The following is a 20,115-nucleotide window of genomic DNA, read 5'->3' as shown; positions in this document are numbered from 1 at the left end:
CGGTGGAGCGGTCGGCGCCGGAGCCCGGGGGCCTGGCCGCAGTCCCCGGGCGGCGCGCGAGCGGGACGCCGTCAGCAGCACCCGCGCGGGGTCAGCCGCTGTTCGTTCTCCACGAACATCTGACTACCTGGCAGCGTCCGGGATGTCAGTAGCGGCAGTCCGTCGGCAATGGTTACTCGGTCTGCCGCTGACCGATCGTTCTCGGGGCGTCATGATGGCCTTGAGAACGATCAGTCGGCCCCGCCGGGTGAGTTGGCCAGACGAGGGTCCAACGAGCCACGGACAAGCGGTCAGAGGCGCCGTCGGCATCAGTGAAGCCACGAGCCGTCACGGGACTGGGAACGGGGTGAGCACCGGGCATCCTCGTCGACGATGCAGGCATGACCGCCACCACCTCGGCAGTCTGTTGCGTCTCACCCGTCGAGCGAGCGTTGACCGGTGTGTGCCGGAGCCCGGTAACGTCGGTTCGAGACCGCCTGACATCCTGGCCGCATGGACGCTGACGCCCTGACTCCGGTGCACCCGACGCCGTGCTGGACGGGTTGGCGGTGAATCCCGCCCTGCCGGCACACCGATGATCCGGCGGCTGTCCGCTCGGCGGCACGGCCGGTCCGCACCACGCCGGCGAGGCACTGGACACAAGCACCGGAAGCGGTCCGCCGGATCCTGCTGGTCGATCCCGCGGCCACGGTCCGTGCCGCGGGATGTTCCACCTACGTCGCGTGTTGGCCGTATCCGATACCGCCCTCGGACCTGGTGCCGGCGCTGTTGGCGGACCCTGTGACTCGGGCGGACGCGGTGATTCACGCCGTTCTCGACGCGGACACTCTCCAGAGGCTCGCCGAGGATCCGGACAGCCATGTGCGCGCCGAGCTGGCCCGGCATCCCGACGTACCGCCGTCGGTCTGCGAGGCCCTTGCCGTCGATCCGTCCTTGAGCGTCCGGGTGACGGTCTTCGCCCGGTCAGACACGCCGGAGCGCTTGCGGGCACAGATCCACACCTCGGTCCACGAGATGTCGCGTTCGCTGCCCGAACCGGACCTCAATGCCGACAACGAAGCCCTCGGCTTCCCAGCCCCCTCAAGATCGGAACGGCAGCGGCTCAGCCGGAGATCAGGTTGACGGGGTCGGGCCCTGCTCGAACGCGCCCGCGTGGTCGGCGGCCCACTGCCGAAATGACCTCGGCGGCACTCCGAGGACGTCGGACACCGCGGAGGTGACGAAGGCGGGCCTTCCGATCGTTGCGCCCCATGCGGCGAGCAGCATGTCGACGACCGGACGCGGCGCCTTTCCCGCCATCTCGCTGCGGAACTCGTCCGGCGACAGCTCCTCGAACCTGGTCGGTCGCCCGAGGACGTTCCCGATGATGTCCACCTGTGCCGCCTGACTCAGCGGCTCGGGCCCGGTGAGGACGTAGTCGCCGCCGGCGTGTCCGTCCTGGTACAGCGTGCGCGCCGCGACGGCCGAGATGTCACGGTCGTCGACGGGTGCGGTCTCGGCGGCGCCGTAGGGCCACCGGACGACCTTGCCGGCGCGGATGGCAGGTGCCCACCAGGCCACGGAGTTCGATGCGAACATCCCCGGCCGGATGATCGTCGACTCGATTCCGGTGGCCGCGATGAGTCGCTCGATCTCGGCGTGGAGCACCGCCATGGGATTCGGCTGCTGGAAGAAGGGGTGGGGTGTCCGGTGCGGTGAGGAGAGAAGGACCACGCGCCGAGTGTGGGCCGCCAAACGCTCGACGACGGCCGCAGCGGTCGCCGGCGGCGCGGTCCAGAGGAGGAAGACGGCGCCGACGCCTCGCAACGCCCGGTCGAGAGATGTGGGCACGGTGAGGTCACCGGTGACGACTTCGATGCCGGTCGGCAGCGTCGCCGCCGCTTCGGCACGACGTGTGAGGGCGCGGACCGGTACACCCGCGCTGACGAGTTGGTCGATGACTCCGCGGCCGATCCGGCCGGTGGCCCCGGTGACGAGCACCGGCGGCGTGTGGGTTGGGTTCATGAGTGCCTCGATGGTGTCCTGGGCAGGCGCGCGGAGCACACCGTGCCGTCCGTTGAGCGGTGAAGCGGGGTCATCGGCTGCGAGCGCCAGGACGATGCCCGCGTCGGGAATGTCTGCCTGAAGCCCCTCCCCATCAAATCGTTACCTGGTTAAAAGTGCAACCTGGTTAATCTTTCTTGGGTGCCTCGGGCGCCCGAGCCGACGGGCTGCGCGTCCGCAGGAAGGCGCGGACCCGTGAGGCCGCGCCCGTCGCGCGCAACCGCCCACGTTCGAGGACGGTCCCGGCCGAGCGGCCGGGCACGGTTGCGGGGCGGTCGGTCGCAGGAGTAGAACTCCTCGGGTGACGTCAGTCGACCAGTACAACGCTCCCGCGTGGAGCCATGTCGAGGAGTTCCTGCGCACCCACGAGGCCGACCGGATCCCCCATCCGGGCGGCACCCTGCTGGAGCACCTGTCCCGGGTGGCGGCCCTGTTGGCGGAGTGGGGCGCGGACTCCGCCGTCCAGGTCGCCGGGCTCTGCCACGCCGCGTACGGGACCGACGGGTTCGACGGGGCGCTGCTGGCGCTGGACGAGCGGGGCGCCCTGGCCGCGGTCATCGGCGAGCGCGCCGAGGCGCTCGTCTACCTGTACGCGAGCTGCGGGCGGGCCGCCGTCTACCCGCGCCTGGGGCGGGACGACGAGCCGGTGTTCCACGACCGGTTCACCGGCGAGGACCATTCCCCGCCGGAGGAGGACCTCCGGGCCTTCCTCGCCATCACCGCCGCCAACGAACTCGACGTGCTCCGCCACAACGCCGAACTGGCCACTCGCTACGGGCCAAGCCTGTACGAACTGTTCTCCCGCACCCGGGAGTTGCTGCCGATCGCCGGCTGGCACGTCTGGCAGTCCTGGCAGTCCTGGCCGAGTCGATGAACACGACGCCTATGAGCAGAGGAAGTTGACTATTCGTCAACTACTGACCGGCAGAACAGCATTTGGCGGCCGTTCACCTGTCATGCCGGAACCACCGCACGAGTACCGAGCGTTCTCGAAGGCGGGAGGGATACAGACATGACAACCAAGCCGTACCGCCTGGCCGCCGCCACGATCGCACTGCTCGTGGCGGCGCCCTTGTTCACCGCGTGCAAGAACGCCGATCAGGCCCTCGACTGCGGAAAGCGGGCGATCAGCCTCACCGGCGATGTCCAGGACCTCGCCGACTCGGCGCTCAACGTCGGCCAGATCACCGACGAGAGCCGGCGCAAACACACCGTCGCGGCCCTGAACAAGATCCGCGACGACATCAAGCAGATCCGCAAGGACGGTGACGGCAAGGTCGACGCTGCCGCCGACAAGCTGTCCAAGGCCGTCGACAACGCCCAGACCGCCGTGTCCAAGGGCAAGTCACCCGACTTCGGACCGATCGGCGACGCGGCCGGCGAGCTGACCAAGGCCTGCGCCGGAGCCTGACACCCGGGCACCTCCGGCACCCTGACACGTCGGCACCCTGTCACCACCGCGCCACACGGCCCGGGAGCGCCGGCCGATCCGGCGCTCCCGGCCTGTCGCCACCGCCCCGCCGCCCCCAGGCGATAGGAATGGGCACCGGACCGAACCCACCCCGGAGGCACCGGTGAACCACTCGATCGTCGACCAGATCCAGCGGCTGCGCGCCGAGTTGGCCCCCGGCGACGCCGCCCCCGGGCTGGTTAACGCGCTCGCCGAGGGCGCCGCCCCGCTCAGCGCGGTGGCCGAACTCGCCGCCCAGCAGCGCCGGATCATCACCTCCGACCGGCGCAGCCTGCTGCTGCTCGCCACCCGCTGCGCCGACCGGCCGCTCGGCGCCTGGTTCGTCACCCTCGCCGACGGCGAGAGCGCCGCGCTGCGCACCCTGCCGGCCCTGGCCGCCGCCTGCGGGCTGGACAGCCGGGCGGTGGCCGCGCGGGCACCGCTGGCCGGCTGCCAGGCCTACCCGGCCTACCTCGCCTGGCTGGCACTGAACAGTCCGCCGCCCGCCGCGGCCGCCGCCCTGGTGGCCAACTTCGCGGCCTGGGGCCGCTATTGCGCCACCGTCGGCCGGGCGCTGCGCCGCCACCACGGCTTCTCGGACGAGGCCTGCGCGTTCTTCGACTTCTTCGCCCAGCCGGCGACCGGTCTGGAGCAGCAGGCCGCCGACGCCCTCGGGCCGGACCCGCTGGACGACCACACCCTGGCCACCGCCCGGGAGTACGGTCTGCTGCTCCAGGCCTACGAGCACCTGTTCTGGGACACCCTGGGCTGAGCCCGGCCTCAGGCCTGCCAGTGCGGCTTTCCGCTGACCATCCGGCAGTAGATCACCCGTCCGCCGGCGTCGTGGGTGCTCCGGCCCAGGTCGGCGTCGCGGCAGAACTGCCCGGCCGCGTAGCAGTTGCCCGCGTTGGAGCGGATCTCGCAGCCCGAGCCGTCGGCCGCCGCCTGGGTGTGCTGCGGTTCGGGGTCGGTCGGCGGCTGCGCGGTGGTCACCTTGGGCTGCGGCTTGGCGGCCGCCGTCTGCGGGTGCCCGGTGGTCGGCGCGGACGGCGGGGCGGCGGACGGCGGCGCGGACTCCGTCGGGGCGACCGGCGGCGGCGCGGACTGCGTCGGGGCGACCGGCGGCGGCGCGACCGGCGAGGACGGTGCCGAGGAGACGGCGACGGTCGGCGTGGCGGACACGGCGGCGGTGGGCGAGGCCGTCGCCTTGCCGTCCGCCGCCGACGGGTCGCAACCGGTCAGCGCCAGGCCGACGGTGAGGACGAGTCCGGCGAATCCGGCCAGGCCGGCCGCCCGGCGACGCCCGGGTATCGGTGAAGCCATGAGGGAAGAACGCTCCGTTCCGTATGGGTGAGGCGTGCGATTCAAGCAGAGCCCGCACACGCGGCGACCACGGTTTCCCCACTCGTTGGCAGATCGAGATCTTCCGACCACCGAACGTGACGACCAGCAGCGACGACTGACACGCGGCGGCCGAACGCGGCAGCCGAACGTGACGGCCACGAACCCGACGGCTGCGGGCGGGCGGCCACGGCCTGTCGGCAGGGGGTATAGCGCCGGAGCGCGGGGCGTTATGACATGTTCCCGCCAGCACAAGCGGATCGCTACGGTTCCGGCAACCCCCACACCGTACGAGGAGACCCCATGCTCCGATTCCGTGCGCTCGCCGTCGCCGCCGCCTTCGCGACCGTCGCGCTCACCGCAGCCCCGGCCGTCAGCGCCCCCGCTGACGACCCGTCCATAGCCGCCGCCCTGGCCGCCCCCGCCCCAGCCCCCGCCTCCGCCCGCGCCGCCGCCGTACCGCCCGCCCTGCTGCACGCGATGCAGCGCGACCTCGGGCTGTCCCCGCAGGCCGCCGCCGACCGGCTCACCCGGGAGGGCCGGGCCGCCGCCGTCCGCAGCGCCCTCACCCGGGCGCTCGGCGACCGCTGGGCCGGCGCCTGGGTCGACGGGCCGCGGGCCGAGCTGGTGGTCGCCACCACGGACGCCTCCGCCGCCCGGACCATCACCGCCGACGGCGGCCGGGCCGCCGTCGTCCAGCACTCGCTGAAGTCCCTGAACCGGGCCAAGGAGGCGCTCGACCGGGCCGCCACGGCCGCCGCACCGGACGCCACCCCGGTCTGGTACGTGGACGTCCGCGCCAACACCGTCGTGGTGCGGTCCGCCGACGACGCGCGCACCGCCGCCTTCCTGGACCGGTCGGGCGTGGACCGCTCGCTGGTCCGGATCGAGCGGGCCACCGAAGCGCCCCGGCCGCTCGCCGACCTGCACGGCGGGGACGCCTACTACATCGACAACGCCGCCCGCTGTTCGATCGGCTTCCCGGTCACCCAGAACGGCCAGCCCGGCTTCGTCAGCGCCGGCCACTGCGGCCAGCCCGGCTCCAACGCGGCCGCCTCCGACGGCAGTTCGATCGGCACCTTCCAGGGCTCGACCTTCCCCGGCAACGACTGGTCCTGGGTGGCGGCCGGCTCCGACTGGACGGCCCAGCCGCAGGTGAACGACTACCAAGGCGGCGCGGTGACGGTGGCCGGCTCCAACGAGCAGTCGGTCGGCGGCTCGGTCTGCCGCTCCGGCTCCACCACCGGCTGGCACTGCGGCACCGTCGAGGAGCAGAACGCCACCGTCAACTACCAGGAGGGCAGTGTCTACGGCGTCACCCGCACCAACGTGTGCGCCGAACCGGGCGACTCCGGCGGCTCGTTCATCTCCGGCGACCAGGCCCAAGGCGTGACCTCGGGCGGCTCCGGCGACTGCACCTCGGGCGGTGAGACCTACTTCCAGCCGGTCAACCCGATCCTCAGCACCTACGGTCTGACCCTGGCCACGGGCTGACCGGGCAACCGGGCGACCGGTCCGGGGCCGGTGGATCCCCCGGAGCCCACCGGCCCCGGAACCCGCCGGCCCCGGAACTCACCGGCCCCGGAACCCGCCAAGGCCCCGGCCTCACAGCCCGGCCGACCCCGGCGTCACAGCCCCACAGCTCCACAGCCCCACAGCCCCACAGCTCCACCGGCCCTTGGCCTCACAGCCCGGCCGTCCGACGCTCGAACACCTCGGGGCGGGCGGTCTCCAGCGCCGTGGAGACCGCGCCGAGGAGCACCGCCTCCTCCCCCAGCAGGCTCGGTGCGAGCGTCGGACGCATCGGGGCGAAGCGGCCCAGGGCCCGCTCCAGCGGTTCCAGCAGCAGGTCGGAGCTGCTGCCGATGCCTCCCCCGAGCACCAGGAGGTCCGGGTCCAGCACGGCGGAGAGCACCGCGACCGCGTAGGCGAGCCGGTCCGCTTCCCACTCCACCGCCCGCAGTGCCGCGTCGTCCCCGGCCCGGGCCCGCTCGAAGACCTGCTTGGCGGTCAGCCGCCGGCCGCCCCTGCCTTCCAGCCCGAACTCCCGTGCGGCCCGCACCACCGCGTCCGCCGCGGCCTCCTGCTCCAGGGTCGCGCCGGCGGGCTCGCCCGGTCGGGCGGGCAGCGGCACCAGGCCGATCTCGCCCAGCGCGCCGTGGGCGCCGACCAGCAGCTCGCCGTCCTTGACCACGCCCACCCCGAGCCCGGTGCCGACCAGCAGGTAGGCGAACATCCGGCTGCCCCGCCCGGCGCCCAGGGTGTACTCGCCGAGCGCGGCGAGGTTGGCGTCGTTGGCCACGGTCACGGCCGCGCCCAGCCCCTCGCCGATCCGGTCGAACAGTCCCGGCCGGCCCCAGTCGGGCAGGCTGGTGGCGTAGCGCACCCCGCGCCGCTCCTCGTCCCACACCCCGGGCGTGCCGATCACCGCGTGCACGATGTCGTCGGGCACCAGGCCCGCCTCGGCGGTGGCCTCGTGGGCGGCGGCGACCACGGCGTCCGCGACGGCGTCCGCCGTCCGGCCCCGGTTGGGCACGTCCCGCCGGGCGACCACGGTGCCGGCCAGGTCCGCCACCGCGACCCGCAGCCGGGCCCGGCCGACGTCCACGCCGAGCACGTGCCCGGCCGTCGGGTCGACCTCGTAGAGGACGGCGGTGCGTCCCCGCTCGGGGGCCACCCGCCCGGCCTCGCGGACCAGCCCGGCCTGCTCCAGTTCGGCCAGGGCGGCGGACACGGTGGGCTTGGACAGGCCGGTGTCCCGGGCCAGTTGGGCGCGCGAGGTGCCCCCGCCGGTGCGCAGCAGCTCCAGCAGCAGCCACTCGTTGTTGCTGCGCAGCCGCTGCCGGTTCCACGGCACCCCTGGGGCCCCGGCCGCCGGGCGACTGGTCGGCTGGTGGGGGCTCATCGGTTCCTCCGGTCTGGGCTGCTGACGCGCCGCTCCTGGCGGCCCGTCGCCGACGCACCGCTCCTGGCGGTCCGTTGCTGCGAGCGGCGCCGTGGCACCGCCGGCGGCATCCGGTGTCTGACGCCGCCGCCCAAGTATGACCGGTGATCACCCGACGCCCGAGCCCGGCGGATGACCGGCGCTCACCCGACGCCCGACGCCCGACGGACGACCGGTGACCACCCGACGCCCGACGGACGACGGACGACCGGTGACCACCCGACGCCCGTCGAGCGAACCCGCCCGGCCGCCGTCCCGGGGTCAGGCCTCTACGGAGCCGACCCAGCCGCCCGTCATCGTCCGCACCGCCGAGCCGTCCAGGTCCGCCAGCTTGACCCCGGCGAAGGCCCGGGCCGCCTCGGAGGTCTGCACCCGCAGCGGCGGATTGTCGGCGGTCAGCACCTCGACGATCGGCGCGGCCGCCTCCTCCGGGGTCTGGGCGGTTCCGAAGGCCTTCAGCGTGCGGTCGACGTACGCCTGCAGCGCCGGTCCGTACGGGCCGGCGGCGGCGACCAGCGCGGGCACGTCCAGGCCCTGGTTTCCGATGAACTCGCTGGCCACCGCGCCGGGTTCGACCACGGTGACGGCCACGCCGACGGTGGCGGCGACCGGCGCCAGCGACTCCATGAAGCCCTCGACGGCGAACTTGGCCGCGCAGTAGGCCTCGTTGAAGGGCTGCCCGACCACCCCGCCGACGCTGGTCACGGTGACCACCCGGCCGCCGGCGGCCCGCAGGTGCGGCAGCGCGGCCCGGGTCACCTCGACCACGCCGAAGTAGTTGATCTCCATCGCGGCGCGCACCGGCGCCAGGCCGTCCTGCTCGATGGTGCCGACGAAGCCCGCGCCCGCGTTGTTGACCACCGCGTCCAGCCGCCCGTGCCGCTCGAGGACGACGTCCAGGCAGTCCGCGACGGAGGCCGGGTCGGTCACGTCCAGTCGCTCGATCTCGATCAGCTCGGCGACGCCGGCCTGCTCCGCCGCACGGAGGAGGTCCCCGGCCCGGCCGGTGTCGCGCATGGTGGCGACCACTCGCCAGCCGGCGCCGGCGGCGGCCACGGCAGCGGCCAGGCCGATCCCGGAGGAGGTGCCGGTGATCAGGACGATCCGGGTGCCGTTCATCGGGGTGACTGCCATGGGGCCCTCCTCCCGGCCTCCGGGCCGAGCCCGAGAGCCGAAGACTGTGTGCGTGTGCACGCACCCTACAAGTGTGTGTGCGTGCACGCAACCGGCCGCCGTTTCGCTGCGACAACGTCTCCGGGCAGTCAAGGTTTCATCCGGTCATGGGCGTGCCGCGCCCCGACGCGTGATCATGGACCTATGCACTTCCGGCACGGCAACCGAGCAGAGGGCACCCCGCCCCCGGACGCCCGCTCCCTGGCGGCGACCGCGGCGGCCCTCGCCGCGCGCCTCGGCTCGATCACCGGCGACGACCGCCCCGGAGGCGACCACCCCAGTGGTGACCGTCCCGGAGGCGACCAACCCAGTGGTGACCGTCCCGGTGGTGGTCCCGGCGGCGACCACCCCGGCGCCGACCCGGACCTGCTCCGCGACGTCCTCGCGGCCGCCCCGATCGGCGTCGCCCTGCTCGACGAACACCTGCGCTGGCGCTACCTCAACCCCGCCTTCACCGCCGTCACCGGACTGCGCCGCGCCGACCTGCTCGGCCGCGCCGCCGAGACCACCGCCTTCGCCGGCGCCCTCGCCACCCTGCGCCGCGTCCTCGCCGACGGCCACGACCGCGAACACGTCACCGGCGGGCCCGACGGCGCCGGCTCCCCCGTCCCGCCCGGCCTCCGAGTGCGCTACCGCCCGCTGCGGCACGCCGGACGGACCACCGGCCTCGTCGTCGCCGTCCTGGACGACCCGGCCCCGGCCCGCGAGCAGCGGCACGAACTCGAACAGGCCCGCGCCCGGCTCGCCCTGCTGGACGCCGCCGCCGAACGGATCGGCACCACCCTCGACGTCGACACCACCAGCGCCGAACTCGCCGCCTTCGCCGTCCCCGGCCTCGCCGACCTGGCCACCGTCGACGTGCTGCCGCCCGAGTCCGAACCCACCCGCCCCGGCCGCGGCGGCGCGCAACGGCTGCACCGCGCCGCCGTCCGGGCCGTACCCGAACTGACCGCCGCCCTCGCCGAACTGGCCCGCCCCGGCGAGTCCGTCCGCCACCGCGAGGGCACCGCCGCCGCCCGCAGCCTGGCCACCGGCGTCGCCGTGCTCAGTGAACCGGGCCCCGCCGACGCCTGCCCGGCCGGCACCGCCTCCCTCCTCGTCCTGCCGCTCGCCGCCCGCGGGCGGCTGGTCGGGCTGCTCACCCTCGGCCGCACCGCCGCCACCCCGGCCTTCACCCCCGACGAGGCCGCCCTGCTCGGCGACCTCGCCGCCCGGGCCGCCACCGGCATCGACAACGCCCGCAGCTACACCCGCTCCCAGGGCATCGCACTGGAACTCCAGCGGGCCCTGCTGCGCGAGCCCGGCAGCCCGCACCAGAACCTCTCCCTCGCCTCCCGCTACCTGCCCTCCGGCAGCAGCTCGGTGGTCGGCGGCGACTGGTACGAGACCGTCCGGCTGCCCTTCGGCCGCACCCTGCTGGCCATGGGCGACGTCATGGGACACGGCGTGGAGGCCGCCGTCGACATGAGCCACTACCGTTCGGCGCTGCGCGACATCGCCGGCATGGACCTGCCCCCGCACCGCATCCTGCGCCAGCTCGACCACGTCATCTCCGCCGACGACACCGCCCGGCCCGCCACCTGCCTGCTGGTCCTCGCCGACCCGGGCCGCGCCCGCTGGACGCTCTCCAGCGCCGGCCACCTTCCGCCCGCACTGATCACCCCGGACCACCCCACCGAACTACTGCGGGTCCCCACCGGCCCACCACTGGGCACCGGACTCGGCGGCTACGAGCAGTCCACCCACCCGCTCGTCCCCCGGCAGACGCTGCTCCTCTACACGGACGGCCTGGTCGAGCGCCGCCACGAGGACATCGACACCTCACTGGAGCGCCTCGCCGCCCTCCGACTCCCCGCCACCGGCGACCTCGACGACCTCCTCGACGCCGTCCTGCACTCCCTCGTCCCACCCCCGGCCCCCGCCGCCGAGGACGACATCGCCCTCCTCGCCGCCCGCCCCAAGGCCCGCTGACGGGCCCCGGCCGCGCTACTCCTCGAAGCTACTCCTCGAACCAGACCATCAGCCGGACGTGCTCCTCCCCGTGCACCTCCGCCGGGGCCCGCACCACCGTCCAGACCGGCTGCCACGGCCCGTCCGCCGGCACGGCGTCGCGGCGCCGGTCGCGCTCGGCCCGGAAGACCAGCGGGCCGGCGTCCCACTCGGTGCCCTCGGCCCACCGCTCGCCGAGGCGGCCGAAGTCGACGGTACGGCTGTCGATCCCGGCGGCCCGGGCGAAGGTCCGGCTCCAGTCCTCCCGGCGCACCGGTTCCAGGGAGCCGTCGGGCAGCCGCCGGTACCGGGCGATCCTGATCGCCGGGGGCAGGGCCGGCTCGTCCCGGTCCACCGCGAGCACCTCGGCCCAGCCCAGCCAGGTGGCGCCGAACGCCGCCGCGCCCCAGGAGGCGTGCCCGGCACGGGCGGTGTCCGAGACGTCCTCCGGCAGGCTGCGGGCGTCGACGACTGGCCGCCAGTGGTCGCCGAGGCCCCGGACGCCGAACAGGCAGGCGAAGCCGGCGTAGTCCCTGATCATGCCCAGCAGCTCCAGGTCGGTCGCCGCTTGCCAGCGCGTCCCGCCGCCGTCGGCCGCCCAGGCGCGGCGTTCCACGAAGCCCCGGATGTCCGTTCCCACGGCCCGTATCGTGCCCGGGCCACGGGTACCGGCGCACCCGGATAACGCCCGGGCGGCCGGGCGGCCGGGCGTCACGCCTTCGCGAGGGCCTGCTCGATGTCCGCCCAGAGGTCTTCCGGGTGCTCGATGCCCACCGACACCCGCACCGTCCCCGGCCCGATCCCCGCCGCCGCCAGCTCCGCGTCCGACAGCTGCCGGTGGGAGGTGCTGGCCGGGTGGACCACCAGGGTGTGGACGCCGCCCAGCGAGGGTGCCAGCGCGGCCAGCCGCACGGACTCGGTGAAGGCCCGGGCCGCCTCGCGTCCGCCCGCCAGGTCGAAGGCGAGGACGCCGCCGTGGCCCTGCGGCAGCAGCCGGCGGGCGAGGTCGTGGTCGGGGTGCCCGGGCAGGCCCGGGTAGTGGACGGCGGCGGCGGCCGGGTGGGCGGCCAGCCGAGTGGCCAGGTCGAGTGCGCTGTCGCAGTGGCGACGGACCCGCAGGGCGAGGGTCTGCAGGCCGCGCAAGGTCAGCCAGGCGGCGAAGGGGTCGGCGCTGGCGCCGAGTTCGGTCCCGTACTGCCACACCCTCCGGTGCAGTCCGGGGTCGGCGAAGACGGCGATCCCGGCGAGGACGTCCGAGTGGCCGCCCAGGTACTTGGTGGCCGAGTGCACCACCACGTCCGCGCCGTGCTCGATCGGCCGGCACAGCAGCGGGGTGGCGAAGGTGTTGTCGACGATGCTCAGCACCCCGGCCCGCTTGGCGACCGCGATCAGCCCGGGCAGGTCGGTGACCCGGGTGGTCGGGTTGGAGACGGTCTCCAGGTGCAGCAGCCGGGTGGTGGGCCGCAGCGCCGCGGCCACCTCGTCCGGGTCGGTGCCCGAGACGTGCGTCACCTCGACGCCCCAGCGCTCCGCGAGGTCGGCCAGCAGCGCGAACGTCCCGCCGTACAGGCTCCGTTGGGCGATCAGGTGGTCGCCGGAGCGCAGCAGGGCGAGCAGGACGGTGCTGATCGCCCCCATGCCGGAGGCGGTGGCGAGCGCGCCGGTGCCGCCTTCGAGGTCGGCGACGGCGTCCTCCAGGGAGCGGACGGTCGGGTTGCCGTAGCGGTTGTAGACGAAGCCGGCGTCGGGCCCGGCGAAGGCGGCCGTGAGCGCGTCGCTGCTCTCGAAGGCGAACAGGTGGCTCTGGTGCAGCGGGATGCCGATCGGCCGGCCGCCGCCGAGCCCGGCCGACGGCGGGTGGACGATCCGGCTCTCGGGGCGCAGCGCGTCGGAATTCGGGGTGAGGTCGCTCATGCCGCCCATGCTGGGGCGCCCGGCCCGGCCGGGACAGGGCCAATCGCGGCCAAGTGGCCTGCCCCGGCGCTGCTTCGGCTCCCGGGGCGGGCCACAACGGCTCGGCGACTCAGCGACTCAGCCGCTCAGCGACACAGCGACTCAGCGACACAGCGACTCAGCCGCCCAATTGCTCAGCGAGCCAGCGCCTTGCCTCAGCGGCGCCGGAACATCTTCCGCACCAGGTGAACGATCCCCCAGATCACCAGGATGATGAACAGGATGATCAGAATGACGACGACCAGCAGGAACTTGCCGAGCTTGGCGAAGAAGCCGGACTTCTTCTTCTCCTGCTTGGCCGCGAGCTGCTGGACCGCGCCGTCCTTCACCGCGGCCTGCCGCACCCCGGCGGGGGCGCCGACGGCGAGGCCGGCGGCCGGGGCCCCGACGGCTTGCGCCCCGCCGGTCGGGGCGGCGGCCGCGGTCGCGACGGTCCGGGGTGCGGCCACCGCCGTCGCGCTCGACGCTGCGGCGCTGAGGCCGACGGCGGCCAGCAGTGCCACCAGGGCGCCGGCTATCGAACGTGCGATCCGGTGAGTCATCGTGCTCCTCGTGCGAGTACGGAGCGACGGAGATGAGACCAGGTCGACCATCTCTCATGGTCTGACCAGTATTTTTCTCATCTGCGCCTAGTATGCTCCTCTGAAAGTTCTACAGCGGTGTAAAAGTTTAGCGACGGGCCGACCCGGATCGAATCCAACCCAGGACCACGCAAGCCACCGCTCCAACGGGGGTTCCGTGGCAACTGTGGAGGATGACGCCGTGTCGGGTCGCAGGGGTTCCACCGAGACCGAGGATTCGTCGCGCCGGGCCGGTGGACGCCGAGCGGCGAACCGCGGATCCGGTGCGGACAAGGGCCGTTCGGGCAAGGACATATCGGACGCCCGGCCGACCGGCCGGGCCAAGCCGAAGCCCAAGCGCAGCACCAAGCAGAAGGTGCTCTGGGTGACGGCGGGCTGCACCGCCCTGCTGGTGCTCGCCGGCGGCGCCGTCTACTACCGGCTGAACAGCAACATCACCACCTTCGACGGCGACGCCCTCAGCAAGGACCGCCCCGAGGCGGCCGCACCGGACGCCCAGGGCCGCACCCCGGTGAACGTCCTGCTGATCGGCTCGGACAGCCGCGGCAACGGCAACAGCGACCTGGGCGGCGGCGGGGACGCCGGCGCCCGCTCGGACACCGCGATCCTGCTGCACATCTACGCCGACCACAAGCACGCCGTCGGCATCTCGATCCCCCGCGACTCCCTGGTCGACATCCCGCCGTGCAAGCTCCCCAACGGCAAGTGGACCAAGGAGCAGACCAATGTGATGTTCAACAGCGCCTTCTCGGTCGGCAACACCGACCAGGGCAACCCGGCCTGCACCCAGAACGCCGTCGAGAAGCTCACCAACCTGCGCGTCGACCACACCATCGTGGTGGACTTCAGCGGCTTCGCCGCGATGACCTCGGCGGTCGGCGGCGTCGAGGTCTGCCTGCCGAACAACGTCTACGAGGGGGACCTCAACCCCAACCTCGGCCACAAGGGCAAGCTGATCTTCGCCAAGGGCAAGCAGAAGGTCGAGGGCCAGTCCGCGCTGGACTACGTCCGGGTCCGGCACGGCATCGGCGACGGCTCCGACATCGGCCGCACCAAGCGCCAGCAGGCCTTCCTGTCCTCCCTCATCAAGGAGGTCAAGTCCCGCGGCATGGACCCGACCGCCCTGCTGCCGCTCGCCGACGCCGCGACCAAGTCGCTGACCGTCGACCCCGACCTCGGCTCGGCCGCCAAGCTGATGTCCTTCGCCATGTCGGTCAAGGACGTCAACCTGCACGACGTCAAGTTCCTGACCGCGCCCTGGCGTTACGAGGGCCCCCGGGTCGCCCTGGTGCACCCCGACGTGGACCAGCTCTGGGCCGCGCTCAAGGCCGACCGCACCATCGACGGCCAGGACGCCAGCGCCCCGAGCCCGGCCGCCACCGACTCCGCCGCGCCCAGCTCCCCGCCCGCCGCCGAGGCCACGCCCTCCCCCACCGCGGCCGCCAAGAACGACATCAAGGTCGCCGTGCTCAACGGCACCGGCGAGGGCGGTGTGGGCAGCAAGGCGGCCGAGGCCGTCAAGGGCGCCGGCTACACCGTCACCACCATCGGCAACGCGGCCGGAAAGGCCCGCAGCACCACCGTGGTCGAGTACGGTACCGGTGAGCGCACCGCCGCCGAGGCGCTCGCCAAGCTCTTCCCGGGGGCGACCGTCGAGCCCGGCGGCAGGGGCCTGAGCGTGGTCGTCGGCCGGGACTTCGCCGCCGCTCCGGCCTCCGGCGCCACCGCGGCCCCCGGCGCCCCGAGCGCCCCGGCGCCGCTGCCGACCAGCGTCAGCGGCACCGCCCGCTCGGCGGACGACGACCCGTGTGCCAACGTGTCGTACGGCTGAGCCGGCCACCGGGGGAACGGACGAACGGGCGGGGCGCCCGCGGACGAGGTGTCCGCGGGCGCCCCGCCCGTCGCCGCCACCGGCTACCGGGTGGTGGCCACCGACTACCGGCCGCTCAGCGCCTCGTCCCGCAGGACGGGCAGAACGCGGCCCCCTCCGGCACGTCCTGGTGGCACTGACCGCACTGGACGGGCTGGGCCAGCTTGAAGCCGCAGCCGGGGCAGAACGGCGTGCCGTGGGTCTCCGTCCGGCACTGCGGGCAGACCAGTTGGCGCGGCGTGCGGACGTCGTACTCCGCACCGGACTGCTGACCGACCTGGTAGGCCCGGTCCGTCACCATGTCGTTGAGGCCGCGCCGCTGCGCCGCCACCGCCTCGGCCGCGGTGTCCGGGGCGCAGCCGAAGCACAGGCCCTGCTCCGGGTTGAAGCAGCGGCCGCAGACGTAGTGGGTGCACCGGGCGCAACGGCTGAAGTGCGGCCGGGCGTTGTCGATCGCGCGCTGGAAGGCGGCGTCCCGCGCGGTGCCCCAGGTCTGGCCGGCCAGGCCGTCCGCCGCGTTGCTGATGGTGTTGGCGTTGCCGCCGATGAGGTTCCAGGCCGCGCTGACGCCCTTGCCTATCCAGCCGGCCACCTGCCCCGTGGTGAACCGCTCGAACGGCGAGCGCCAGGTGTCGGAGCAGCGGTAGCAGGAGAACTCGAACTGGAAGCCCGCTCCGGTGCCGTGCTGTTCGCACAGGTCGCGGTAGTTGTTGCTGAAGTTGATCTCGGAACTCACGTCGTCCCCGGTTGCTGAAGAGTGGCCTCGTCGGCGTTCGCTCCCAGGGACGACACGGGCCCTCGAACGGTTCCGCCAAGAAGTTCTGACACTCTCTTCACAACCCGGAGGCCGGTAGCAGCCGTACCCGCTCGGGGTCGAACGGCCGCCAGTCGGCGGGCAGTCCGCCGCGGCAGACCCGCAGTCGGCACCAGCTCCGCCCGGCCGGGTCCTGCCACCAGCCGCTGATCCGGCCGGGCGCCCAGGCGCCGTCACCGAGGTCGACCTCGACCGGCTGGTACACCCACCGGACCTCGGAGTCGGCCGGATCCACCGACGGGCCGCCCGGACTGTCCACCACGGCTCCGCCTCCTGCCCCGACCACACGGACCGACCACACGGACCGACCAGCCCGACCTCACGGACCGACCAGACGGACCGACCGCGCGGGCCGATTGCCCGGACCAACCGCTCGGACCTCGGACCTCGGACCGACCGGCACGGCCGCGCCCGGCGCCACGGCCCGTCACCGGAACTCTACAGCCGTGTAGAACACGGCCGCCGGAGTTCCGGCGAAGCCGTCCGGCTCAGCCCGCCGCGCGCCGCGAGCGACGGCGCCGCCACAGCGCGATCGGCACGACCCCCGCGAAGGCGAGCGCCGCCGGTGCCGGAGGCGTCTCCAGCGGGGTGCCCGCGGCCCTGGAGGGCACCTTGTCGAAGGTGTCCGGGACGGGCAGGGTCGACCAGTCTGAGATCGGCCAGGCCACCACGAAGGCCCGGCCGACCACGTCGTCCACCGGTACGAAGCCGTCCCCGGTGAGCAGGTGGTGCGGGCGGGAGTCCCGGGAGTTGTTGCGGTGGTCGCCCATCACCCAGAGCTTGCCCTTCGGCACGGTGACGGTGCCCACCGGGTCGTTGTCGCAGGGCGCCGCCCCGGGGAACACGTACGGCTCGTCCAGCGCCACGCCGTTGACCTTCACCGGGCTGCCCGCGTTGCACTCGACGGTGTCTCCGCCGACCGCGATCACCCGCTTGATCAGGTCCTTCTCGTCCGCCGAGGGCATCAGGCCGACGGTGCTCAGGGCCTTCTGGACGGTGTTCATGAAGCCGCCGGAGCTGGTCGTCGGACCGCTCTCCAGCCAGCCGCCCGGATCATGGAAGACCACCACCTCGCCGCGCTCCGGCTCGGCGCCGAACCACGGGGTGAGCTTGTCGACCAACACCCGGTCGCCGATCTGCAGGGTGTTCTCCATCGAACCGGAGGGGATCGAGAAGGCCTGCACGAAGAACGTCTTGATGCCGAGCGAGAGCAGCAGGGCGATCACCAGCAGGATCGGCAGCTCCTGCCAGAACGGGCGCTTCTTGCGCGCCGGCTTCGCGGGCGCCCCGGGCTCCGCACCGGCCTCCGCCGCCGCCTCCGGCCCGGCCGTCGGCCCTTCCTCGGTTCCGTCGCTCTCGCCGGACTCCGTGCTCTGCTGCACACTCATGTGATCGGCCCCTCCCGATGGCCTGGGGTGGGAGCCCGAAGCGGAGACCCCCTGTCGGGAACGAACCTACCGAACAGAGGTTCCCGGGCGCGCCCTGATGTGGATCCGCTCGCCCTGCGGGCCGAACAGGCTGAGGAACTCCACCGGCTGCGGACCGGCGTTGCCGAAGGCGTGCGGGGTCCGGGTGTCGAACTCGGCGGCCTCACCGGCCGTCAGCTCCAGGTCGTGCGGGCCGAGCACCAGGCGCAGCCGGCCGGACAGCACGTACAGCCACTCGTAGCCCTCGTGGACCTTCAACTCCAGTTCGGGCCCGCTGTTCCGGCCGGGCGGCACGATGTGCTTGTACGCGTGCAGACCGCCCAGGTGACGGGTGAGCGGCACGATGGTCTGACCGTTCCTGGTCACCGGGCGCGGGTGGATCCGCGGGTCGCCGGTGGCCGGTGCGCCGACCAGTTCGTCCAGCGGCACCCGGTACTCCCGGGCCAGCGGCAGCAGCAGTTCCAGGGTCGGCTTGCGCTGCCCGGACTCCAGCCGGGACAGCGTGCTGAGTGAAATGCCCGTCGCGGCGGCCAGTTTGGCGAGCGTGGTGCCACGCTCCCGGCGCAGGGCCCGCAGCCGGGGGCCCACCGTGGTGAGGACGTTCTCGAACTCTTCGTCGGCCATGCCTGCTATTCGCCGGGACGGCAAGGGTGTTTGTCAATCCGGCACACCGGTGACGGCTCGTCCCGGGCCCCTCGCCGGGGAGGCGCACGGCAGGGAGGCGCACGGCGGGGAGGCGCACGGCGGGGGCCCGGTGACGATCCGCCGATCGCCACCGGGCCCCCGTCTCCGGCTTCCCGGATTCCGCTCTTCCAGTCACGGTCCCGGCACTCCCCCGGCCACCCCCGCCGGGTACTCGCCCGGCCGTCCCCGCCGAGTACCCCCCGGCCCGCCGCCAGGCCGGTCAGCGGCCTGCCCGGGCCCTGACCGCGCTAGCGGTACTCCCGCAGCCGGGGCCGCACCCCCAGCGCGGTCAGGCCCAGCGCCGCCAGCAGGACGGCCCCGCCCAGCGCCGCCGTGGTGCCGTCGAGGTCGCCGTCGGTCGCCGCGATTGCCGAGTCCATCGCCTTCTGGTTGACCGTGATGGTGTCCCCCATGGCGGCGCTCAACTGCCCGAACTGGTAGTTGGACTGGCCCTTGGCCAGCCCGGTGTTGAGCGTGATCGCGTCCTTGAGCGCCCCCGTGGCGCGCAGGTCGCGCATCCGGTGGTCGATCACCTGGTACTCCTCGAAGGCGCCCAGGACCCGCTCGGCGGCGTCCTGTTCGCCGGGGAAGGTGATGTTGTGCAGCTCGCTGCCGAGGAAGCCGCCGAAGGGCACGACCGAACGGTCCGCGCGGTGCCGGTCGGCCTCACCCTGCAGCTGGGTGCGGTAGCTCGACAGGGTCGCGCCGTCGAGGTGGGCGATCGCCTGGCTCTGCTCCAGGTAGGCCTGCTCCCAGACGGCCGCACGGCCCGGGTCGATCAGGTAGCGGCTCTCGTCGGCGTTCATGTCGTACGCGACGGCGCGGGCCCGGCTGAGCGCTATCACCGAGTCGTAGGCGTTGCTCTTGGCGGTGACCAGGTGGTCCTCGGTGCGGCCGACCAGGGCCAGCCCGGTCACCAGCACCACGCCGGTCAGCAGGGTGACGGCCACCAGCGCCGGGTTGATGACCCGGCGGTAGCGCACGGCCAGTGCGCGCTGGAGCCCGAGCAGCGCCGCGAGGGCCAGCAGACCGACCACGAACAGCCACCACCAGCCGCTACCCAGGGCGTCGCGCTGCTGGGCGTAGACGTGGTCGACGGTGGCCTCGTTGGCGGCGGTGACCTGGTCGGCGGCCGGCAGCAGCTGGCTGCGCAGCAGGTCGGAGGCCTGCCGGTAGGCGTCCAGGGCGGCGGGCGAGGGCTGGCCGGCCGGCGCCTTGGCCTGCTCCTCCAGCAGCTGGGCGCGGGCCACCAGGGCCTCGTAGCTGCCGAGCCGGCCGAGCACCAGCTGGACGGCGCGCTGCCCGGCCGGGTCGTCGCCGGCGGACTGCGCGGCCTGCTGGAGGTCGTCGTCGGCCTGGTTGCGGCGCTGCTCGTAGGTGTCCAGGGTCTGCTTGCGCAGCGTGGCGTAGTCCTGGTCGTCGCCGACCAGCAGCAGGTTGGCGGCCTGGGCGTCCATGTCGCTGAGCGCGAAGTAGAGGTCGGCGGCGCGGGTGGCCTGCGGGGCGGCCTGGTGGCCGATGGTGTCGGTGCCGTCGCGGGCGCCGCCGAGCACCGCGGTGGCGGTGGCGCCGAGGCCGATCAGCGTGGCCAGGCTCAGCGCGGTGAGGCCGCGGACCAGGCGCGGGGTGGTCCAGTAGGAGCGGCTGCCGACCGTCCGCAGGCCCCGGCCGAACCGGGCCAGGGGGCCGGCTGGAACGCCCGGTCCGGCCGGCCCGGGACCGTCGTCCCCGCCGTCGTCCCCGCCGTCGGCCTCCTCCTCCGAGGTGGTCGCCCTGCCCGCTGTCGAGGTGGTCATGACCGCACGTCCTTTCCCCCGTGACACGGTCCGCCGGGGTTCCCGGTGGG

Annotated in this window: 19 protein-coding genes; 7 read left to right on the top strand and 12 right to left on the bottom strand. The window is 73.8% G+C overall.

The window, feature by feature from the left end; genetic code table 11:
• Nucleotides 1-756 precede the first annotated feature (756 nt).
• The gene (locus ACZ47G_RS15735) at nucleotides 757-1,122 is read left to right on the top strand and encodes a hypothetical protein (protein ID WP_465742872.1); all 366 of its coding nucleotides are present in this window, start codon (nucleotides 757-759) and stop codon (nucleotides 1,120-1,122) included.
• Here the strand turns inward: ACZ47G_RS15735 and ACZ47G_RS15730 are convergent.
• Nucleotides 1,114-2,043 (bottom strand): NAD(P)H-binding protein, encoded by a 930-nt coding sequence (locus tag ACZ47G_RS15730; RefSeq protein WP_465742870.1) that lies wholly within the window; start codon nucleotides 2,041-2,043, stop codon nucleotides 1,114-1,116. The two genes, ACZ47G_RS15735 and ACZ47G_RS15730, sit on opposite strands and share 9 nt — an antisense overlap.
• Nucleotides 2,044-2,344: 301 nt before the next feature.
• Here ACZ47G_RS15730 and ACZ47G_RS15725 point away from each other — a divergent pair, with 301 nt between their 5' ends.
• From ACZ47G_RS15725 to ACZ47G_RS15715, 3 genes are all read left to right on the top strand, one after another.
• Nucleotides 2,345-2,917, top strand: a complete 573-nt coding sequence (locus tag ACZ47G_RS15725) for a DUF6817 domain-containing protein (RefSeq protein WP_465742868.1) — start codon at nucleotides 2,345-2,347, stop codon at nucleotides 2,915-2,917.
• A gap of 138 nt (nucleotides 2,918-3,055) precedes the next feature.
• Nucleotides 3,056-3,454 carry a hypothetical protein gene (locus ACZ47G_RS15720; protein WP_465742866.1) on the top strand — a complete coding sequence of 133 codons (399 nt, stop codon included), beginning with the start codon at nucleotides 3,056-3,058 and terminating at the stop codon, nucleotides 3,452-3,454.
• A gap of 163 nt (nucleotides 3,455-3,617) precedes the next feature.
• Nucleotides 3,618-4,265, top strand: a complete 648-nt coding sequence (locus tag ACZ47G_RS15715; RefSeq protein WP_465742864.1) for a thiaminase II/PqqC family protein — start codon at nucleotides 3,618-3,620, stop codon at nucleotides 4,263-4,265.
• 8 nt (nucleotides 4,266-4,273) lie between these two features.
• Here ACZ47G_RS15715 and ACZ47G_RS15710 read toward each other — a convergent pair whose 3' ends face one another.
• Nucleotides 4,274-4,816: a hypothetical protein gene (locus ACZ47G_RS15710; protein ID WP_465742862.1), complete on the bottom strand. Its 543-nt coding sequence runs from the start codon at nucleotides 4,814-4,816 to the stop codon at nucleotides 4,274-4,276.
• Nucleotides 4,817-5,137: 321 nt separating this feature from the next.
• Between ACZ47G_RS15710 and ACZ47G_RS15705 the strand changes: the two genes are divergently transcribed.
• Nucleotides 5,138-6,328, top strand: a complete 1,191-nt coding sequence (locus ACZ47G_RS15705; RefSeq protein ID WP_465742860.1) for a S1 family peptidase — start codon at nucleotides 5,138-5,140, stop codon at nucleotides 6,326-6,328.
• Nucleotides 6,329-6,518: 190 nt separating this feature from the next.
• On the opposite strand, the gene ACZ47G_RS15700 is transcribed toward ACZ47G_RS15705, so the two are convergent.
• Complete coding sequence (locus ACZ47G_RS15700; RefSeq protein ID WP_465742858.1) at nucleotides 6,519-7,739, bottom strand: ROK family protein; 1,221 nt, start codon at nucleotides 7,737-7,739, stop codon at nucleotides 6,519-6,521.
• Between the two features lie 300 nt (nucleotides 7,740-8,039).
• Nucleotides 8,040-8,912, bottom strand: a complete 873-nt coding sequence (locus ACZ47G_RS15695) for an SDR family NAD(P)-dependent oxidoreductase (protein WP_465742856.1) — start codon at nucleotides 8,910-8,912, stop codon at nucleotides 8,040-8,042.
• 183 nt (nucleotides 8,913-9,095) lie between these two features.
• Between ACZ47G_RS15695 and ACZ47G_RS15690 the strand changes: the two genes are divergently transcribed.
• Nucleotides 9,096-10,922: a PP2C family protein-serine/threonine phosphatase gene (locus ACZ47G_RS15690; protein ID WP_465742854.1), complete on the top strand. Its 1,827-nt coding sequence runs from the start codon at nucleotides 9,096-9,098 to the stop codon at nucleotides 10,920-10,922.
• A 28-nt stretch (nucleotides 10,923-10,950) separates the two neighbouring features.
• Here ACZ47G_RS15690 and ACZ47G_RS15685 read toward each other — a convergent pair whose 3' ends face one another.
• From ACZ47G_RS15685 to ACZ47G_RS15675, 3 genes are all read right to left on the bottom strand, one after another.
• Nucleotides 10,951-11,580: a hypothetical protein gene (locus ACZ47G_RS15685; protein ID WP_465742852.1), complete on the bottom strand. Its 630-nt coding sequence runs from the start codon at nucleotides 11,578-11,580 to the stop codon at nucleotides 10,951-10,953.
• Nucleotides 11,581-11,651: 71 nt separating this feature from the next.
• Nucleotides 11,652-12,854, bottom strand: a complete 1,203-nt coding sequence (locus ACZ47G_RS15680) for a trans-sulfuration enzyme family protein (protein WP_465742850.1) — start codon at nucleotides 12,852-12,854, stop codon at nucleotides 11,652-11,654.
• 194 nt (nucleotides 12,855-13,048) lie between these two features.
• A complete protein-coding gene (locus ACZ47G_RS15675; protein WP_465742848.1) occupies nucleotides 13,049-13,435 on the bottom strand; it encodes a hypothetical protein in 387 nt (128 codons plus the stop codon).
• 220 nt (nucleotides 13,436-13,655) lie between these two features.
• On the opposite strand from ACZ47G_RS15675, the gene ACZ47G_RS15670 reads away from it, so the two are divergent.
• On the top strand, nucleotides 13,656-15,305 hold the full coding sequence (locus ACZ47G_RS15670) for an LCP family protein (RefSeq protein WP_465742846.1): 1,650 nt from the start codon (nucleotides 13,656-13,658) through the stop codon (nucleotides 15,303-15,305).
• 115 nt (nucleotides 15,306-15,420) lie between these two features.
• Here ACZ47G_RS15670 and ACZ47G_RS15665 read toward each other — a convergent pair whose 3' ends face one another.
• From ACZ47G_RS15665 to ACZ47G_RS15645, 5 genes are all read right to left on the bottom strand, one after another.
• Nucleotides 15,421-16,080, bottom strand: a complete 660-nt coding sequence (locus ACZ47G_RS15665) for a double zinc ribbon domain-containing protein (RefSeq protein ID WP_465742844.1) — start codon at nucleotides 16,078-16,080, stop codon at nucleotides 15,421-15,423.
• 97 nt (nucleotides 16,081-16,177) lie between these two features.
• Complete coding sequence (locus ACZ47G_RS15660) at nucleotides 16,178-16,420, bottom strand: hypothetical protein (RefSeq protein WP_465742842.1); 243 nt, start codon at nucleotides 16,418-16,420, stop codon at nucleotides 16,178-16,180.
• A gap of 226 nt (nucleotides 16,421-16,646) precedes the next feature.
• The gene (lepB, locus tag ACZ47G_RS15655) at nucleotides 16,647-17,546 is read right to left on the bottom strand and encodes a signal peptidase I (RefSeq protein ID WP_465742840.1); all 900 of its coding nucleotides are present in this window, start codon (nucleotides 17,544-17,546) and stop codon (nucleotides 16,647-16,649) included.
• A gap of 66 nt (nucleotides 17,547-17,612) precedes the next feature.
• Nucleotides 17,613-18,209, bottom strand: coding sequence for a helix-turn-helix domain-containing protein (locus ACZ47G_RS15650; protein ID WP_380463949.1), 597 nt, complete (start codon nucleotides 18,207-18,209; stop codon nucleotides 17,613-17,615).
• Nucleotides 18,210-18,517: 308 nt separating this feature from the next.
• Nucleotides 18,518-20,065 (bottom strand): hypothetical protein, encoded by a 1,548-nt coding sequence (locus ACZ47G_RS15645; protein WP_465742837.1) that lies wholly within the window; start codon nucleotides 20,063-20,065, stop codon nucleotides 18,518-18,520.
• Nucleotides 20,066-20,115: the final 50 nt, after the last annotated feature.

It is taken from the genome of Kitasatospora sp. NPDC030952 (genome assembly GCF_055571335.1).
The sequence above is the reverse complement of the archived record's forward strand: the minus strand, read 5'-3'. Positions and strand labels throughout refer to the sequence as shown.